This window comes from Thalassotalea profundi (genome assembly GCF_014653195.1).
GTDB lineage: Bacteria > Pseudomonadota > Gammaproteobacteria > Enterobacterales > Alteromonadaceae > Thalassotalea_B > Thalassotalea_B profundi.
Window position 1 is genome coordinate 103,072 of record NZ_BNAH01000009.1, and the last position, 18,528, is coordinate 121,599.

An 18,528-nucleotide genomic window follows, 5' to 3' on the forward strand; every position below is an offset into this window, starting at 1 on the left:
TTTCTATTATGGGAATAGAGCTTTTAGGCGGAAGAATATTAGCACCTTATTTTGGCAGTAGTGTTCATATTTGGGGCAGTATTATTACCGTATTTATGCTGAGCTTATCAATAGGTTATTTAGTAGGTGGGCGTCTATCAATTCATGCCGCTTCTTTATCTCGTTATGGCTTAATATTTTTAATCGCAGGCTTTACAGTTTTGCCTGTTGTGTTGTGGGCAGAACCAATAATGGAAGCAATATTTATACGGGTGGAAGATAGCCGTTATGGTTCCTTTTTAGCCTCAATGGCGTTGTTTTTTATCCCCACCATTATATTAGGAATGATCTCACCTTACTCTGTTCGCTTATTAGTAACGGATAAAGAAAGAAGCGGACAAGTAGCGGGTATGCTTTACTTTGTATCAACTTTAGGTAGTGCAATGGGCACAATTATCACCTCTTTCTATTTTGTTTTATTATTTGAAGTTAATACGATTATTTATGCTTTTAGCAGCTTGTTGATGATTTTAGGTCTAGCCGCTATTTTATATCAACGCTTCGTTATTTCATCGTCACACAATCTTCCTGGAGTTACCGTTGAATAAATTACTACCTTTACTATTGGTCACCATCAGTTTTTTAACGCTTCCAGCCTTTGCTGAGATTGTTCACAAAGAACGTTCAATGTACCGAAATATTTTAGTAGAAGATTCTCATCAATTACGTTGTTTAAAATTCAATGAAAAAAACAATAAAACGAATCAAAGCTGTTTATACAAAAATGATCCCCAGCGATTAGTCTTTAATTATACAAAGCTGTTATTTTCTAGTTTATTAGTACTAGAAAAAGCGCCTGAACGCGTATTAATTATTGGCTTAGGCGGCGGCACTATGTCAAACACCATTCATCAGCTTTACCCTAATGCCATTATAGAAAATGTTGAAATAGATCCTGCGGTAATCAAAGTGGCTCAACAGTATTTTGGTTTCATTGAAAATGAACGTATCAGTAGTACCGCTGCTGACGGAAGAATTTTTATTAAACGTGCTGCCATTAAAAAACAAAAATATGATTGGATAATTCTCGATGCCTTTAATGGCGATTACATTCCCGAGCATTTACTTACCAAGGAGTTTTTACAGGAAAGTAAAGACTTACTCACTGAAGGTGGAGTCATTACCGCGAATACATTTTCAGTCAGCGGACTATACGCTCATGAATCAGCTACATATAAAGCCGTATTTGGTGATTTTTTTAACGTAAGAAACAATAAAAACAGTAATCGCGTTATTTTAACTACCAATAAACCTCTACCTAGTGGCGATATTATTGCTAAAAGAGCCTTAAGCTTAAAAGCCAAACTCGCACCTTTTGGCATTGATATTATTGAATTAACCACTTGGATAACATCAACTGAGGACGATCAAGATTGGCCAGAAGAAACTAAAGTACTAACAGATCAGTTTTCACCGGCGAACTTATTAAACCATTAATGTAAATTAGATAACTCAACCTAAGCCAAGCTTCAAAGAATGCATTAAAGATAAAAGAGCTTGGCTATCAGGTGAGTTTTGCATTTTCAAACCATCAACAACTCCTAACTGATCATCACTTGTACGATGTTGTCCAAGTTTAGCTTTAGCATCAATATTATGTATATCAATTTTAAAACCTACAATTCCTTTACTTAACTTTTGCTGATGCTCAGCTGTCACTGTAGTTCTCTTATTTAATAATGAGGGCTCATATTTGGCTATCAATCTATTTAACCCCTCAAGATTTTCTTTCTCAGTCAATAACGATGCACGTCCTTTAATATGTACTGAGGCATAATTCCACGTAGGGACATTAGGTGCTTGCTGATACCAAGTAGGAGAGATATACGCATGGGGGCCATCAATTATCACCAAACATTCTTGTGCTTCTATTTCTCGCCAATGTGGATTAGTACGAGCAAAGTGGCCAATTAAACAATTACTTTCAGAATCAAATAAAACCGGCAACCTAGTCGCCTGCAAGGAAGGGGATACAAGCGTAACAAAACTATACTTATGAATGAATTGATGGATGTCGGCCAACTCAGGCATCTTCCATTTTTCAGGTACGTACACTGAAACGCTCCTTCTAATTGTATGTTTAAGGTGAAAGCTTATTACTGATAACGATTGAAGTATATCGATAAAACCATACGAAACATAAAGTATTCAGCATACCAAGACTTTTAATAATATAAGAAGTGAATAACAGCGAATATCGCTAAGTAATATTTACTAAAAAATAGTGCGCCTTATTACCCCTCAACTCGCGCTTATAGCTATATATGTAAAGGGATAATTCACTTATAAACAATTAACTTATCAGCTACAAGTACATAACAAATCGAAGGTTTGTCCGATTATCGCTTGCGATTTCCCCTTTGAGGAAATATGATTGAGTAATTAAAACTATATCAATGATAAGTTGAAATAAATCTTTAAGTGAAATGGCGAACTATCAGGCATTTAATTAAAGAAGAAACTCTAAATTGTTCGGGAAATAATAAACATGCGCTTGGCTTTACTCGCTCTAACAGTAAGTTGTCTTTCATATGGAACAGCAGCTTACGCCGCTAATTCAATGTCAGATAAATCAGTTGATGGTTTAGAAATTCAATTAGAGACTAAAGAGGCTGAATATAAAGCCTTTATCTCGTCATTGAATGATCTAAATACTCAAGTATCTGGCGAGCAAGAACGCTTAAATTTATTACGTAATCAAGGTGCCGAGTTACAAAATGCCAGAGCACAAGCATTACTTAATATGAACGAACAATATGAAGCAATGGTGGACAACCCTGAACAAGATATTGCCCAAGCACAAAATGCATACCGCCAAGCGATTATTAACCAAAAGCGTAACAAAGAAGAAATTAAAGAAAGTGTACAACTGCAAGAAGAATTAAAAGCCAAACTTGCACAAGCCAATTTAGAACGCTTTACCTTAGCCAATGCTCGTGAAGCCTTGATTGAAGAAATACGTATTGCTCGTGTTAAACGTTTACGTAATGAATTTGAAAAACAAGGTGAATTACAAGCCAAGCAAATGGTAACTTGTGATGCACAAGAAACCTTAAAACAATGTATAACCCGCAGTAATCAGCTAGCGAAACAAAAAGCCTCGAAAGAATTTGTTGATAGTTTATATGCTGCCGCAACTGAATCTAAATTAATTAGTAACTATAAAGACGACTCTGCCGCACAAGTTCGCTTATTAAAGCATAAAGTAATTTCTGGTGAATTTAGTGGTCAAGGTAACTACACCACTTCGGTTACTGTTGAACTACAAGGTTCATTACCGAATGTTGAAGCTTGTAAATTACTAAACTTGTCAGCTCGTTATTGTACTTACGATGAAGAACACCCTGCAACTGCAGCCATAAATGTTGATTCAGGTAACAATATTTCGCTTGATGATAACTCCGTATTGTATGAAGTAACAATTCGCTCAGATCAATATGATGATGAAGTTTTTATTGACGGAGTAAGCTATGGTTCAACTAAACTTTCAGTCATGCTTAGCGCAGGTATGCATGATATTGTTATTACAAAACCTGGTTATTTAGATTACCAACAATCTTTACGTTTAATCAAAAACACCACCATCAAAGCCGAGTTAGTTAAAGCGTCAATTAATTTTGCTAATGGCGAAAAAATTCAAGATATACTTCCAGGTGATGAATTAGGACCTGAGTTAATTGGTATCCCCGCTGGTCGATTTCAAATGGGCGATATGAAAGGTGCAGGTTTAAGCAACGAGAAGCCCGCTCGTGGCGAAGAAATTTTGAAAGCTTTTGCTATTGGACAAAGTCAAATTACTGTCGGTGACTTTAAACGCTTTGTTAAAGCAACTAACTACGTTACCGAAGCCGAGAGCGAAAATGGCTGTGCTGCGTATATTGATGGCGAACCTCAATATAACAGTGTATTAAACTGGCGTAATCCTGGGTTTAAACAAACAGATGAGCATCCTGTAGTTTGTGTCAGTGATAGAGACAGTAAAGCATATTTAGCGTGGCTGACTAAACAAACAGAAAGAAAGTATCGTTTACCTAATGAGTTAGAGTGGGAATATGTGGCACGTGCCGGCAGTGTTGACAATTACTGGTGGGGAAATGACATCGGTAATGGTAAAGCAAACTGCGCTTACTGTGGTAGCAAATGGTCAAATATAAGTACAGCCCCTGTGGCATCTTTTAGAGCAAATAAATTTGGTTTATATGATATCGTCGGTAATGTGTGGGAACTCACTAATGGCGCTAAAGTAGTTGCACGAGGTGGTGCATGGAACTTTGCACCTAAACTAGCTCGTACCTCTGTAAGGTTAGAATTATCACCTGGTTTTCGCTCTAACTACTTAGGTTTTAGAGCATTACGTGAAAATTAAATGCAAATTTAACCCATAAAAAATAGAAGCTAAATAGCTCCTATTTTTTTATTTATCACTCTGTAATTTATTGTTTTTTCGCCTTTAATGATAACCGTGAAGCTGAAGGCTTTTTATTATTTATCTTTTTTAATATTGGCTGATTAGCATTTTTTGTCACTTTAATTTCACTATCAACTTTCACTGAAGTTTTTGAAGATGTTGCTACTGCCGCGTTAATTTCAGCCATTTCATCTTTACTTAGGTTACGCCATTGACCAGGCTTAAGATTACTCAGCTCAACATTCATAATACGGGAACGTTTTAATTTAGTTACCTCATAGCCCAAATATTCACACATACGACGAATTTGTCTATTAAGACCTTGTGTTAAAATAATCCGAAAAACAAACTTACTTTGTGGTTTTACCACACAAGGTTTTGTAATAGTGCCGAGGATGGGAACACCACGAGACATTCGTTCAATAAAGCGCTCACTAATAGGTTTATCCACAGTAACAATATATTCTTTATCGTGGGCATTTTCCGCCCGCAAAATTTTATTAACAATATCACCATCACTCGTAAGGAAAATTAAGCCCTCTGATGGTTTATCTAAACGACCAATTGGAAATATACGCTCCTTATGCCGAATTGCATCAATAATATTGCCTTTAACATGACGTTCAGTGGTACAAGTAATACCAATAGGTTTATTATAAGCGATATATACTCGGTCAGACTTATTCGTTGGCATTGCATTTATCATCTTGCCATCTACACACACGGTATCACCTGGTTGTACTTTGGTTCCCAGCTCAGGAACGTTCCCATTGATAGTCACACGATTTTCTTCAATTAATTTATCAGCCGCTCTCCTAGAACAAAAACCTGATTCACTAATATATTTATTTAATCGCTTTTCTATTTGACTCACAATTAGTTCCCACTCATATTATTTAGCTAGATTATACCAAGTGGACTTAATAAAAAGCCAGCTAGGTAAGTAGCTGGCTTTAATATTACAAAAATAACAATTGAGTTTTATTTTTCAAAATAAAATTTTTCGCGTTTTTTGTCATAATTGCCAATTTCATTCATTGATTCAGCGTCGTAAACGCGACCATTGAGCATAGTGAAAACAACTTTATCACTCACACGAATATCTTGAGTAATATCACCGTCAACAACTACTAAGTCAGCCAACTTTCCAGCTTCAATCGAACCTAAGTTCATATCTAACCCTAAAGACTCTGCTGAATTGATTGTTGCCGTAGCTAATGCTTCTAATGGTGACATACCTCCTTGTGCCATCATCCATATTTCCCAATGCATGGCTAAACCTTCACGCTGACCATGACCACCAGCATTCACTTTAACACCAACATCGTTCATTATTTTTGCCGTTTTAGCGACATTGAAGTGATTATAGTGATGATCTGGTGCCGTTGTTCTTCGCATAGCTCTTGGCGCTAATATTTCACTTGGCACATATTGGCTTAAACGTGGGTGGCGCCAAACTTCAGTTTTATCATACCAATAGTTTTCCCCCCAAATACCACCGTAAGCGACCACTAATGTAGGGGTATATGCCATAGCAGATTGTGACCAAAGTTGCTTTATATCGTCATAAACAGTAATGCTAGGTATTGAGTGCTCTAAAGTTGTATGGCCATCAACAACCATGGTTAAGTTGTGTTGTAGTAAAGAGCCCCCTTCTGGAACCACCATCATATTAGCTTCACGTGCGGCTTGTATAAATTGCTGACGTTGATTTCGACGAGGTTGATTGTAACTTTTCACACTAAATGCGCCGGCTTTTTGTAAACGTTCAATATGAAACTTAGCATCATCTAATTTATCTACGTGTGATGTTAATCCCGCAGCTGTTGCACCATATAAAATGGCGCCAGTTGAAAATAAACGCGGCGCAACAATAGCTCCTGCTTTTTGCATTTCACTGGCAGCAAAAAATTCAGTAGTGTCATTTGATGGATCATGAATAGTCGTAACACCAAATGTTAATCCGGCATAATTTTTCCAATTTTGCTGTGGAATGATTTCACTACTACCTTGTGAACCATGGGCATGAGCATCTATCAAGCCAGGAATAATACTCTTTCCAGTAATATCAATAATTTTGGCAGCTTTAGGAATACTAACCTCACCTTTAGCCCCTACACTGACAATTTTATTATTTTCAACAACAACGACTCCCTCAGTTAGCACTTTATCGCCTTGCATGGTCACTACTTTACCACCAACAAATGCGACAATTCCTGAAGGTATATCGACTTTTTGAGTAAAGCCTAGTTGGGTAGTGCTAACTAAAGTTGCTTTGTCAGTTGATTCATCTTGCTTATCTAAAGAAAATAACTGGTCTATTTTCGCTTGATAAAGCTCATTACCTAAGCTCCAATAAATTTCATCAGAGCCACCATTCCAATTGATACCTTCACCAGCTCGAACAGATAACTTTTCAACGGGTAAGTTCTTAGCTTTAGGGCCAATATCAATCACTTCACCTCTTTCAACTAAGGGAGTAACAAACACATTAAAACGCTCTGCGAACGCAAGAAATTTACCGTCTGGAGAGACTTTATATTCAGTGGCAAACTTTCCTTGATAGAGCTTTTTCTCATGTTGCCCATCAAGATCAACGCGCACTAAATGGGGCATAGCACCACTTCTTGTGAGATAAATGCGATCTGAACGTCCGCCAAAGTGGGGTTGTAAACCATTATCTGTGACTAAACTTGGTTTTCCTCCTTTGCTATCAACAACATATACACCTGCATTTAATCCCCATTCTGGGTTTAAAATGGCTCCCCCTCGCACTTTACGATAAACGATTTGTTTACCATCGGGTGAAAAGCTTGGATCAATATACTTGCCCTTCTCTGCCGTAATCGTTTTACCTTTACCACCACGAGAAGATATAACCTTCACTTTCCCTAGATCTTTATCATCCCAAGTAACATAAACAATTTTCTTACCATCTCGAGAAAAGCTCGGACTAAATTCAAAATGATCATTTTGTTTAGTTAATCGTTTCGGTTTGCCATTTTTTAAATCGCGTACGTATATATGTCCTAATGCCTCAAAAACAACTTGTTTACCATCAGGTGATATTTCAATGTCACGTAACATTTTTAGATCAAACTCTTTTTGATCTAAATTTTGTTTAAACCGCAATGCTTGTTGAATTTTCTTTTCGGTTTTTACATGAAATGGGATTTCCATCGCTTTTTTATTAGCGATATCTAAACGATGAATTTTACCACCAGCCCAAAATACCAGCCCTTTATTATCAGGGGTCCATGCTATGGTCGGATATACTCCATGGATCGCCCATGTTTCTTGCATATCACGCTCTAACCCTTCATAAACTAATGTCTGCTTGCCACTCGCAAGATCATACAAGTATAAATTTGAATCAAAATCGTCACGGCTTATAAATGCTAGCGTTTTTCCATCGGGTGATGGCGTAGGTCTTATAGCGCCCCCCTTGCCTGAAATTATGGTATCTATTTCGCCAGTTTCTAACTCTAAACGCTTAATTTTATAGATACCTTGCACAGAATCTTTACTGTAATGAAACGTTTTTCCTGGAGTGGCATCTTGAGAAAAGTAAACATATTTGCCGTCAGCAGAAAATGCGGGTTCACCTAAGTCTTTTTGATCATTTGGACGCTTTGTGAGTTTAACGCCAGAGCCACCCGTTTTATGATAAAGCCAAACTTCACCGGCACCTAACGAACGACGACTAGAATAATGTTTACGACCGACTAAGTAATTACCATCAGGCGACCAAGCAGGGCTATTCAATAAACGAAAGCTTTCATCGGTAACAGCTTTAGCTTCACTACCATCAGCCTTCATAACCCATAGATTATCCCCACCATCTTCATCGGAAGTAAATGCGATATGTTTTCCATCCGGGCTGAAACGTGGTTGCATTTGCCATGCAATATCTGTCATTAATGCCTTAGCTTCACCACCTAAAATAGGCATGGTGTATATATCACCTAATAGATCAAATACTACAGTTTTACCATCAGGGCTAACATCAATATTCATCCATGTACCTTGAGTAACATCAATACTAGCCGATTTGAATACACCTTGAGGTTCGTTAACAGACCATTTTTTTTCTTTTTGAGTGTCTATAGATGAATTCTCTTTTTGAGCAAAAGTTGATGTTGAAAGTGTTATTGACAACACTAAGGAAAGTGCAATACACACTTTAGAACGTGTAGTTGAAAGCATAATGAATTCCTGAAACTTAAGTTAGTTTTATAGGTTAATTCAATATAAGAGCATATAACGTTAATTTTTGGAATATGTATGCGACAAACTACTGCTTGCGTACCGTAAACAGCAGTTTGTTTTTAATTAGAAATATTATGGGGTGAGCCTTTAGGAGTGGTAGCCCCAACGCGGCATAATAGTTTGATCAATACCTAGGTGGTCTAACATTCGTCCCACCATAAAGTCTATTAAGTCATCTATCGTTTGTGGTTGATGATAAAAACCTGGAGCGGCAGGCATAATAGTTACCCCCATTTGTGAGAGAGTGAGCATATTCTGCAAATGGATAGTCGAGAACGGTGTTTCCCTAGGTACAATAATTAACTGCCCTCGCTCTTTAATCACTACGTCAGCAGCACGTTCAATCAGGTTATCACTCATACCTTGGCTGACCGCTGCTAAAGTGCCCGTTGAACATGGACAAATCACCATAGTTTTAGGTGCTGCTGACCCCGAAGCGACAGGAGAAAACCATTGTTCTTTACCAAAGACGGTAAGTTGGCCACCTTTTGCTTTAAACTTTTCCGTTAGAAATACTGTAGCTGAATCGGGAGATGCTGGTAATTTCATTCCTAGCTCAGTATCTAAGACAATGCGTGCTGCACTTGAGCAAAGTAAGTAAACTTGACAATTAGCCGCTAACAAACATTCCAATAAACGCATTGCATAAGCAGAGCCAGATGCACCAGTGAGTGCTAAGGTAATTTTTCGTTCAAAAGAAGAACTCATTGCTTTATGCCTTTATTGCGTTGAACATAGTGAAATTGACGCTAATAACTTTTGATGAATACCACCAAAACCACCGTTACTCATTACGACAATAGTATCACCGTCTTGAGCTTGCTCACTAATTTGATTAATAAACTGTGTTAGATCGTTATTAACTATACAAGGTTGCTGGCAATCTTTTATAAGCTGGTCAACTGACCATTGCACTTGCTCCCCCTGAAAAATAAAAACCAGATCTGCCAATGCTAATGATTGCGCCAAGGTGTCTTTATGAACCCCTGACTTCATAGTATTTGATCGTGGTTCTAGCACCGCTAAGATTCGCCCATTACCCACATGATCTCTGACGCCAGCTAATGTTCGATTTATTGCCGTAGGGTGATGAGCAAAGTCATCATAAACTTTAATGCCGTTGACTTCGCCTTTTAGTTCCAAACGACGCTTAGTATTAATAAATTCACTTAAACCTTCAATTGCTACTTTTGTGGGCACACCAGCATGCCTTGCCGCAGCTATCGCCATTAAGCCATTATCAATATTGAAGTCACCAATAAGGCGCCAATTTACAGTACCTTGGAACTCATTTTTAAAATAAACATTAAATTGGCTACCATCAGCCACTAATTTTTCGGCATACCATCCTTGAGACTTTTTATCTTGTGTGACACTTACCTCAGTTGGTGTCCAACACCCCATAGCAACGACATCTCGAATGGCTTGTTCATTCTCTGGAAATAAGACTAAACCATTACTAGGTACCATTCGAATTAAATGATGAAACTGGCGTTGAATATCAGATAACTCATTAAAAATATCAGCATGATCAAATTCTAAATTATTAATCACCAATGTATTAGGACGATAATGAACAAATTTCGAACGCTTATCAAAAAAAGCGGTATCATATTCATCCGCTTCAATAACAAAAAAAGGCGCATTACCAAGGCGGGCTGACGATTCAAAATTTTGCGGTACACCGCCAATTAAATAACCCGGCGCTAATTGAGCGTATTCTAAAATCCACGTTAGCATTGAGCTAGTGGTTGTTTTACCGTGAGTGCCAGAAACCGCCAGCACCCAACGATCTTTTAATACATTATCTAGTAACCATTGCGGGCCTGATGTATATGATAATTTTCGTTCTAATACATATTCCACCAACGGGTTTCCACGAGCCATCGCATTTCCGACGATAATTAAATCGGGGGCATCTTGTAAGTGTTCAACTAAATAACCTTGCTTAAGTTCAATACCTAGCTCCGTTAATTGAGTACTCATAGGAGGATAAACATTTGCATCACAGCCCGACACCCTGTGCCCAAGCTCTTTCGCAATGGCAGCAATACCGCCCATAAAAGTACCACAAATACCTAGAATATGAATATGCATATTACGCCTAAAACCACTTGCGTTGCCGGAACGCGCTGGACTAATAAAATTAACGCCAATATAACCGAATTAATAGCTAATACCAATTGGACGTCTTAATTTTTGTGAATTATTACGAATGAATAACTGCCACTTTAAGATTAATTCACGACAATCATTGCTTTGTTTTTTAAATTTCGTCAATATTTACGCCATCTTCACTTACCATAGAATGGTTCATTTAGGTTATGACGCTTACAGAAATCAATATTTATCCAATAAAATCCACTGCTGGAGTTTCTCTTTCAAATGCATGGGTGGATGATTTTGGATTAAGCTTTGATCGTCGTTTTGTTGTTACTGATGAACAAGGACAATTCATTAGTGCACGTACCGAGCCTAACTTATGTCTGATTCAAGCAAGTATCACTCAACAAGGCTTGATATTAACGGCACCAGATATGCCGATACTCGAAGTTAAGTACAATAGTTTCTCTAAAAATTATCAGTCTGTAACTGTCTGGAAAGATACGATAAAAAGTATTCATTGTTCATTAGAAATCGATAAATGGTTTAGTCAGTTTTTAAAACGCCCTTGTCGGTTACACTTTTTTGGAGAAAACTCACAACGACTAGTAAAAAACAGTCATAATCAAGTGGGTTTTGCTGATGGCTACCCTTTATTACTTATTTCACAAGCCTCTTTAAATGATCTTAATCAACGCCTCGCTAATATTAATGAAACAACAGTAACTATGTCTCATTTTCGCCCAAACCTAGTGGTAGAAAATACCGAGGCTTTAAACCAAGCTTTTATTGAAGATACTTGGCGTCATATCCGTATTGGTGAAGTAGAGTTTGAACTGGTCAAGCCTTGCTCTCGTTGTATTATGACAACAGTTAACCCTAAAACTGCTGAAAAGCATAAGTTACAGCAACCATTAAATACACTTAAAGAATACCGACAAGTAGAAAGTGGCGATGTAATGTTTGGGCAAAACTTAATTGCACTCAATAAAGGGCAGCTAAAAGTTGGTGATAACGTTACTATTTTAGATCATCAGGCCCCTCTCGTATTTGTAATCAACAAACCAGTTAAGGAAAAAGCTAAATTGGCTATCAAAAAAGCCCCAAGGAAAAAACGCAGCGTCAATATCCTATTTGACTCTTGGGATAAATACATTAAAGGGAACACTAAAGAGCCAATATTAGATCAAGGAGAGAACGCCGGCTTAATTCTTCCCTACTCCTGTAGAGGTGGGATGTGTGGTCGTTGTAAGATAAAACTTGAGAGTGGCGAAGTAAGGCAACTGGCTGATGACGGCTTAACAGATGATGAAAAAAAGCAAGGTTATGTATTAGCTTGTAGTGCTATACCTGAATCAGACCTCGTGTTAAGCAAACCATAATATTTATAGCTCTTGGGATAAATCTAAAATAATGGGTGAATTGTCTTAGTTCACAATTTAGAATAGCGGCATTTATTTAGGTTGAATTAATCATTACTTATTTTGAAGGGCTGTTTTGTGCTGTTAATGATCGACAATTATGACTCTTTTACTTTTAATCTTGTTCATTATTTTAGTGAATTAGGTCAAAAAGTCGTAGTCCATCGAAATGATGAAATTACCATTGAAGAAATTAACAAGTTATCGCCCCAATATATCGTTATATCACCAGGCCCTTGTGATCCTAACAGTGCAGGTATTTCATTAGAGGTGATTAAACATTTTGCGGGTAAAATACCCATTTTAGGGGTTTGTTTGGGGCATCAATGTATCGCTCAACATTTTGGCGCTAAGATTGTTAAAGCCAAAAAAGTGATGCACGGAAAAACCAGCAAAATACAACATACTCAAAACGACCTTTTTAAATCGTTAGCTATGCCACTTGAAGTAACACGCTATCACTCGTTAATTGTGGATAAAAATACATTACCGGACTGTTTAGCAACAACGGCATGGACTGTCACAACAACCGGTGAAATAGATGAAATTATGGCGTTGAGGCATAACACTCTGCCCATAGTTAGTGTACAATTCCACCCTGAATCGGTATTAACTTCACAAGGATTGGCACTGCTACAAAACTTTATATCCCAATATGCTAAAGTTAAGTAGAGTTTGTAACTATTATTAAGTAAAAAGGGATGTTGCCGATAACGTTACCGATGACATACTCATACGGATTATTAATTTAAACCTAACCTAAAAGTTGCCAATGCTAATATTTGATAATAACAAGCACGTTTTTCCTCTCTACCAACGTGCACTTAGTTTAATGATCAGCAAAGATTTTGCTGATGAAAAAAGCGGTAAAATTACTTTAGTTAAAAAACAACATAGTGAACAAGAAAATAGCCGTAGAGAGTTATTGGCCGTTGAACAAGAAGCTAAACAAGAAAAAATTATCGAACAATACGGTAAAGACCACTTTAAAACTCAGATGATGAGTCAATTTTTCTCTCAAGTGCTTTCAAAAGTAAATAATGACTTTGATGATAAAGAAAGCCTTTATGCCAGTGAAATTCGTATTGAAAATGCTGCCTCCAATATTTTAGAGATACTTGCTGTTAAAGCCGCTTCAATTAATAAGATAACGCCACTAATGCAGTCGTTACCCTGGTTATCCGATGAGTTAATTAACCTTGTCAATAAACCACAGTATAGGACGCGTTCTGACGTACAAGTAACCGATAACCATTTAGCCCTTAGCTATGTGGGATTAGATAACCTTAAACTGGTTATGCCAACCTTCATGCTAAAACACTTATTACCGTCTAACACTACCCCTTATCCATTACTTAAACGTAAATTATGGAATAACGCACTCTCTATTGGTTTAAGTGCAAAAATATTAGCTAATAAATATGAAATAGATGAGTTTAGTGCTTTTGCTGCTGGCTTATTTTCTAATATCGGGCTTATCTTAATTTCACGAGGTGTACTACATAATTTTAATGAAATGCTTAAAGCTGAATTAAAAGATGCATACGACAATAGAGACAAGCGCCTTCACGACATATTAGTCGAATTTGATATGTCACCCGAGCTACTACTTAACCAACTGACTGAACGACATACGCAAATGTCAGCTGATATTGTCGAATTAATGCGTTTTGATCGGTTAATGGTAACTGAACCTTTATTTGATCTCGCAATAATAGATGACATTGAAAAAATGCATCCTATTGCTCAAATGGTCGCTAAAGCAAAAGCCTTTGTAATGTTCCGTTCATTAGCCAAAGAAGAACTTATTGAGAGTGACGAAGCAAAAGCACTTTTAAGTGCCGTAAAGTTAACACCAGCAGATATTTCATTACTAAAACGCAGCGATATTGACCATATAAAGCTTAATTTCGAATAATTTTTTTGATTATTTATGAGGGTACACTAAGTAAGTCTTAAATTCCCAATACAATAGGAAGCTAGCGACAACACATTCATCGCTAGTTTTTTGCACAAAAGATAGTTATGCAATATAACTGAATAAAACCCGCAAACCCTTGTTGTAAAAGGGCTGTAAGGTTTTATTAATAGAGACAACCTAATTATTTTCTGCCATAATGCCCCACTAAATTTCAGTTGTACTAAAATAAAAGACTGAGTTTAATACGGTGCTGTCATTATAAATATTGATCGCCACTTAATTATCAAGATCCCATAATAGAGGAGTTAACAATGACCAATCACTTTCCTGTCAATCGCGCATTATTCGATGAGGTAATGGTACCTAACTATTCACCATCAGCGGTTATTCCTGTACGCGGTCAAGGTTCAAGAGTATGGGATCAGCAAGATCGAGAATTTATTGATTTTGCAGGCGGTATAGCAGTTAACTGTTTAGGACATTGTCATCCAGCTTTAGTTGGTGCATTAAAAGAGCAAGCCGATAAAATTTGGCACTTATCAAATGTAATGACCAATGAGCCTGCTTTGCGTTTAGCTAAAAAAATGGTTGATAATACCTTTGCAGAAAAAGTTTACTTTGCAAACTCGGGTGCAGAATCAAATGAAGCGGCATTAAAATTAGCTCGTCGTTGGGCATTAGAAGTGCATGGTCCAGAAAAAACTCAAATTATTGCGTTTAAGCAAGGTTTCCACGGACGCACATTCTTTACTGTAACTGTTGGTGGTCAACCTGCTTATTCCGATGGTTTTGGTCCAAAACCTGCGGATATTGTACATGCTGAATACAACAACATAGATAGTGTAAAAGCACTTATTTCAGATAAAACCTGTGCCATTGTGATGGAACCTTTACAAGGTGAAGGCGGTATTATTTCGCCAACTAATGATTTTGTAAAAAGTGTTCGTGAATTATGTGATCAGCATAACGCCCTACTTATATTTGATGAAGTACAAACAGGTGTTGGTCGTACAGGCGACTTATATGCTTATATGGGATTGAATGTAACTCCTGATATTCTAACGACAGCAAAAGCATTAGGTGGTGGTTTCCCTATTGGTGCAATGATCACAACAACTGAAATTGCTAAACACCTTAAAATAGGTACACACGGTAGCACATACGGTGGTAACCCCTTAGCGTGTGCTGTAGCAGAAGCTGCTTTTGACACAGTTAATACGCCAGAAGTATTAAAAGGTGTTTCAGATAAAGCACAGCTTTATATCGATGGTTTAAATGCAATCAACGAAAAATATAATGCCTTTACTGAAATCAGAGGAAAAGGCTTATTAATCGGCGCTGTTTTAACTGATGCTTATCAAGGCCGAGCAAAAGAGTTTTTAAATGCCGCGATGGACGAAGGTGTGATGACCTTGGTCGCTGGCGCTAGCATTATTCGTTTTGCGCCTTCTTTAGTAATACCTAACGAAGATATTGCTGAAGGTTTAGCTCGCTTTGAAAAAGCCGTAGCTAAAATCGTAAACGCATAAATGCGACTTCATTGGATATTAACCAAGGTTAATATCCAAGTCTTTCCATCATTGAGAACTTTATATGATTATTATACGCCCTATTCAGCATAGTGATTATGATGCATTACATCGTATCGCAATAGAATCAGGACACGGTTTTACATCACTTCCAGTCAATGAAGAGTTGTTAAAAAAACGTATTAACCAAGCACAAACCTCATTCCAAAAAACGGTAACGCAACCAGGTAATGAAGGCTATTTGTTTGTCATGGAAGATACCGCTACTGGCGAAGTTGTCGGTACCAGCGGCATTGAAGCTGCCGTTGGTTTAGATGATGCTTTTTACCATTACCATTTAGGTAAGGTAGTACATAACTCGCGCGAACTTAATATTTACAATACCGTAGAAACGCTTTCTCTGTGTAATGATTATACGGGCGCTACCGAAATTTGTACTTTGTTTTTAAGTGAAAGTCATCGTAAAAATAATAACGGTCGCTTACTTTCTCGTATGCGTTTTTTATTTATTGCTGAACACTTAGAGCGATTTTCAGATACCGTTATTGCTGAAATGCGTGGCGTTTCCGATGAAAACGGTCGTTCACCTTTTTGGAGTTGGCTAGAAGAACATTTTTTCTCGATGGACTTTCCTACTGTTGATTATTTATCAGGGATAGGAAAGAAAGAATTTATTGCTGAATTAATGCCCAAATATCCAATTTATGTAAACTTATTGAGTAAAGAAGCACAACAAGTTATCAATAAAGTTCACCCAAAAACAGTACCAGCTCTAAGGCTGTTAGAGGCAGAAGGATTAACTCGCAGAGGTTATGTCGATATTTTTGATGGTGGACCGACGGTAGAAGCTGAAACTCGCACAATTAAAAGCATTCGTAACAGCAAAAAATGCCAAGTGATCATTGGTGATGTACCCAATGATAATAAATATATTATTTGCAATACAGAAATAGCTAATTTTAGAGCAACTCAAGCACCTTTATTACTAAGAGAAACAGCAAATCAAGCAGTAATTTCTGAAGAAATAGCCAATGCCCTTAAAGTAAAAGAAGGCGATTGGATCCGTTTAATTCGCAATTAACGAGTAACATTTAGGAAACACTATGACACACCCAATTCAATTAATTAATGGTTCTTGGCAAGCAGGTTTGGGCCATAATGTTAGTTCGTTAAACCCAGCTAAAAACGAACAAATTTGGCAAGGAAAAAGCGCTACAGCAGAGCAAGTGGATCAAGCGGTATTAAGTGCAAGAAAAGCATTTATCGCATGGTCAAAAACGTCTTTAGATGAGCGTATAGCTTTAGCGAGCAAATTTGCAGAAACGTTGACAGAAAATAAAGAAAAACTAGCCACGACTATCGCACTTGAAACCGGTAAGCCGCTATGGGAAACGCGCACAGAAGTGGGAGCTATGATAGGCAAAGTCGCCATTTCAGTTAATGCTTATAATGAACGAACGGGTACAGTTGAAAACCCTATGCCTGGCGCTAAAGCCTTTATTCGTCATAAACCTCATGGTGTAGTTGCTGTTTTTGGTCCTTATAACTTTCCTGGACATTTACCTAACGGACACATTGTTCCTGCACTTATTGCTGGTAATACCGTCATTTTTAAACCCAGTGAATTAACCCCTATGGTTGCTGAGTTAACTTTAAAATTATGGCAACAAGCAGGCTTACCTGAAGGGGTTATCAACCTTGTTCAAGGTGAAATAGAAACAGGCAAAGCCTTAGCTAGCCACCCTCAAATAGATGGCTTATTTTTCACTGGTAGCTCAACTACGGGCAAACTTTTACACCAGCAATATAGTGGGCAACCAGGTAAGATACTAGCGTTAGAAATGGGCGGCAATAACCCATTAATCGTAAAAGATGTGAGTGATATTGATGCTGTAGTACATGACATTATCCAGTCAGCGTTTGTAACGACGGGGCAGCGCTGTACTTGCGCTCGACGCCTATTTATTGAAGCAGGTAAAAATGGTGATGCTATTCTAACCAAACTTATTGCTTCTACAGCGGCTTTAAAAATTGGTTACTATGACGATGAAGAACAGCCTTTTATTGGTTCTATGATCTCTGAAAAAGCCGCCTTAGGTTTAGTCGCCGCTCAACAGCAATTAATAGAATTAGGTGGCAAACCTCTTCTAGCGCTAACACATAAAGAAGTTAACACTGGTTTTGTAACACCAGGTGTTATTGATGTTACCAATGTTACTAATATGCCTGACGAAGAGCATTTTGGCCCATTATTAAAAGTGTATCGTTATAGTGACTTTGATGATGCAATTAAAGAGGCAAATAACACGTCTTTTGGTTTATCTGCAGGTTTACTATGTGACAATGAAGCGGATTATCAGCACTTTTTCTCTCATATTAGAGCAGGTATTGTTAATTGGAATAAACCGATAACGGGTGCAAGTAGTGCCGCCCCTTTTGGAGGGATTGGTGATAGTGGCAACCATAGAGCTAGTGCTTACTACGCTGCTGATTACTGCTCTTATCCTGTTGCTTCTGTTGAAGCCGATAAAATTTCATTACCAGTAACACTAAGTCCTGGTCTTACAATTAAATAATAATCCTCATAAAAATGCTCATGAATAAAAAATGGGCATTTTTTTGAAATTTTATTTGAGTAAATACTTTAAAATAGGTTAAAATATCACCTATGACGACTCATTATCAAATTCAAATAGCTGGCTTTAAACCAGACTTTTTTAAGAGTATCAACCAAATTTAAACTGACCCTTTGCTGGTTAGTCTTTGTGCATTTCCAAATATTTTGTTCGCTGCAAATTTACTTCCCAGTACTGTTCAAAATTAATTTAACAATTTTAT

At 37.4% G+C, this 18,528-nt stretch carries 14 protein-coding genes; 9 read left to right on the top strand and 5 right to left on the bottom strand.

Going from position 1 to position 18,528, the window contains the following annotated elements; genetic code table 11:
* Window positions 1–8: 8 nt before the first annotated feature.
* Complete coding sequence (locus IE155_RS11915) at window positions 9–587, top strand: fused MFS/spermidine synthase (RefSeq protein WP_189378479.1); 579 nt, start codon at window positions 9–11, stop codon at window positions 585–587.
* The gene (locus tag IE155_RS11920) at window positions 580–1,476 is read left to right on the top strand and encodes a spermidine synthase (RefSeq protein WP_373295369.1); all 897 of its coding nucleotides are present in this window, start codon (window positions 580–582) and stop codon (window positions 1,474–1,476) included. Before IE155_RS11915 ends, IE155_RS11920 begins: the two co-directional genes overlap by 8 nt.
* Window positions 1,477–1,491: 15 nt before the next feature.
* Here the strand turns inward: IE155_RS11920 and IE155_RS11925 are convergent, their stop codons facing one another.
* Window positions 1,492–2,094 (bottom strand): FMN-binding negative transcriptional regulator, encoded by a 603-nt coding sequence (locus IE155_RS11925; protein ID WP_189378480.1) that lies wholly within the window; start codon window positions 2,092–2,094, stop codon window positions 1,492–1,494.
* Between the two features lie 433 nt (window positions 2,095–2,527).
* Between IE155_RS11925 and IE155_RS11930 the strand changes: the two genes are divergently transcribed.
* Entirely contained in the window at window positions 2,528–4,405 is a 1,878-nt protein-coding gene (locus IE155_RS11930; protein ID WP_189378481.1) for an SUMF1/EgtB/PvdO family nonheme iron enzyme, read from the top strand.
* Between the two features lie 67 nt (window positions 4,406–4,472).
* On the opposite strand, the gene rluF is transcribed toward IE155_RS11930, so the two are convergent.
* From rluF to mpl, 4 genes are all read right to left on the bottom strand, one after another.
* Window positions 4,473–5,288 (bottom strand): 23S rRNA pseudouridine(2604) synthase RluF, encoded by an 816-nt coding sequence (gene rluF / locus IE155_RS11935; RefSeq protein WP_373295372.1) that lies wholly within the window; start codon window positions 5,286–5,288, stop codon window positions 4,473–4,475.
* A 140-nt stretch (window positions 5,289–5,428) separates the two neighbouring features.
* The gene (locus IE155_RS11940; protein WP_189378482.1) at window positions 5,429–8,653 is read right to left on the bottom strand and encodes an amidohydrolase family protein; all 3,225 of its coding nucleotides are present in this window, start codon (window positions 8,651–8,653) and stop codon (window positions 5,429–5,431) included.
* 150 nt (window positions 8,654–8,803) lie between these two features.
* Window positions 8,804–9,424 carry a flavin prenyltransferase UbiX gene (locus tag IE155_RS11945; protein WP_189378483.1) on the bottom strand — a complete coding sequence of 207 codons (621 nt, stop codon included), beginning with the start codon at window positions 9,422–9,424 and terminating at the stop codon, window positions 8,804–8,806.
* 12 nt (window positions 9,425–9,436) lie between these two features.
* Window positions 9,437–10,813 carry a UDP-N-acetylmuramate:L-alanyl-gamma-D-glutamyl-meso-diaminopimelate ligase gene (mpl, locus tag IE155_RS11950; protein ID WP_189378484.1) on the bottom strand — a complete coding sequence of 459 codons (1,377 nt, stop codon included), beginning with the start codon at window positions 10,811–10,813 and terminating at the stop codon, window positions 9,437–9,439.
* A 227-nt stretch (window positions 10,814–11,040) separates the two neighbouring features.
* Between mpl and IE155_RS11955 the strand changes: the two genes are divergently transcribed.
* The 6 genes from IE155_RS11955 to astD all read left to right on the top strand — a co-directional run bounded on the left by IE155_RS11955 (window position 11,041) and on the right by astD (window position 18,266).
* Window positions 11,041–12,201 carry a YcbX family protein gene (locus IE155_RS11955; RefSeq protein WP_189378485.1) on the top strand — a complete coding sequence of 387 codons (1,161 nt, stop codon included), beginning with the start codon at window positions 11,041–11,043 and terminating at the stop codon, window positions 12,199–12,201.
* A 117-nt stretch (window positions 12,202–12,318) separates the two neighbouring features.
* Window positions 12,319–12,912, top strand: coding sequence for an anthranilate synthase component II (locus IE155_RS11960; protein WP_189378486.1), 594 nt, complete (start codon window positions 12,319–12,321; stop codon window positions 12,910–12,912).
* Window positions 12,913–13,012: 100 nt separating this feature from the next.
* The gene (locus IE155_RS11965) at window positions 13,013–14,158 is read left to right on the top strand and encodes an HDOD domain-containing protein (RefSeq protein ID WP_189378487.1); all 1,146 of its coding nucleotides are present in this window, start codon (window positions 13,013–13,015) and stop codon (window positions 14,156–14,158) included.
* A gap of 314 nt (window positions 14,159–14,472) precedes the next feature.
* Entirely contained in the window at window positions 14,473–15,690 is a 1,218-nt protein-coding gene (locus tag IE155_RS11970) for an aspartate aminotransferase family protein (RefSeq protein WP_189378488.1), read from the top strand.
* A 64-nt stretch (window positions 15,691–15,754) separates the two neighbouring features.
* Window positions 15,755–16,771 (top strand): arginine N-succinyltransferase, encoded by a 1,017-nt coding sequence (astA, locus tag IE155_RS11975; RefSeq protein WP_189378489.1) that lies wholly within the window; start codon window positions 15,755–15,757, stop codon window positions 16,769–16,771.
* A gap of 22 nt (window positions 16,772–16,793) precedes the next feature.
* Window positions 16,794–18,266: a succinylglutamate-semialdehyde dehydrogenase gene (astD, locus tag IE155_RS11980; RefSeq protein ID WP_189378490.1), complete on the top strand. Its 1,473-nt coding sequence runs from the start codon at window positions 16,794–16,796 to the stop codon at window positions 18,264–18,266.
* Window positions 18,267–18,528 lie beyond the last annotated feature (262 nt).

Excerpts from the sequence above, each read along its gene's own strand:
- IE155_RS11940 (WP_189378482.1), bottom strand. The coding sequence starts at position 8,653 with ATGCTTTCAACTACACGTTCTAAAGTGTGTATTGCACTTTCCTTAGTG.
- IE155_RS11930 (WP_189378481.1), top strand. The coding sequence starts at position 2,528 with ATGCGCTTGGCTTTACTCGCTCTAACAGTAAGTTGTCTTTCATATGGA.
- astD (WP_189378490.1), top strand. The coding sequence starts at position 16,794 with ATGACACACCCAATTCAATTAATTAATGGTTCTTGGCAAGCAGGTTTG.
- IE155_RS11965 (WP_189378487.1), top strand. The coding sequence starts at position 13,013 with ATGCTAATATTTGATAATAACAAGCACGTTTTTCCTCTCTACCAACGT.
- IE155_RS11955 (WP_189378485.1), top strand. The coding sequence starts at position 11,041 with ATGACGCTTACAGAAATCAATATTTATCCAATAAAATCCACTGCTGGA.
- IE155_RS11945 (WP_189378483.1), bottom strand. The coding sequence starts at position 9,424 with ATGAGTTCTTCTTTTGAACGAAAAATTACCTTAGCACTCACTGGTGCA.
- IE155_RS11970 (WP_189378488.1), top strand. The coding sequence starts at position 14,473 with ATGACCAATCACTTTCCTGTCAATCGCGCATTATTCGATGAGGTAATG.
- IE155_RS11915 (WP_189378479.1), top strand. The coding sequence starts at position 9 with ATGGGAATAGAGCTTTTAGGCGGAAGAATATTAGCACCTTATTTTGGC.
- astA (WP_189378489.1), top strand. The coding sequence starts at position 15,755 with ATGATTATTATACGCCCTATTCAGCATAGTGATTATGATGCATTACAT.
- mpl (WP_189378484.1), bottom strand. The coding sequence starts at position 10,813 with ATGCATATTCATATTCTAGGTATTTGTGGTACTTTTATGGGCGGTATT.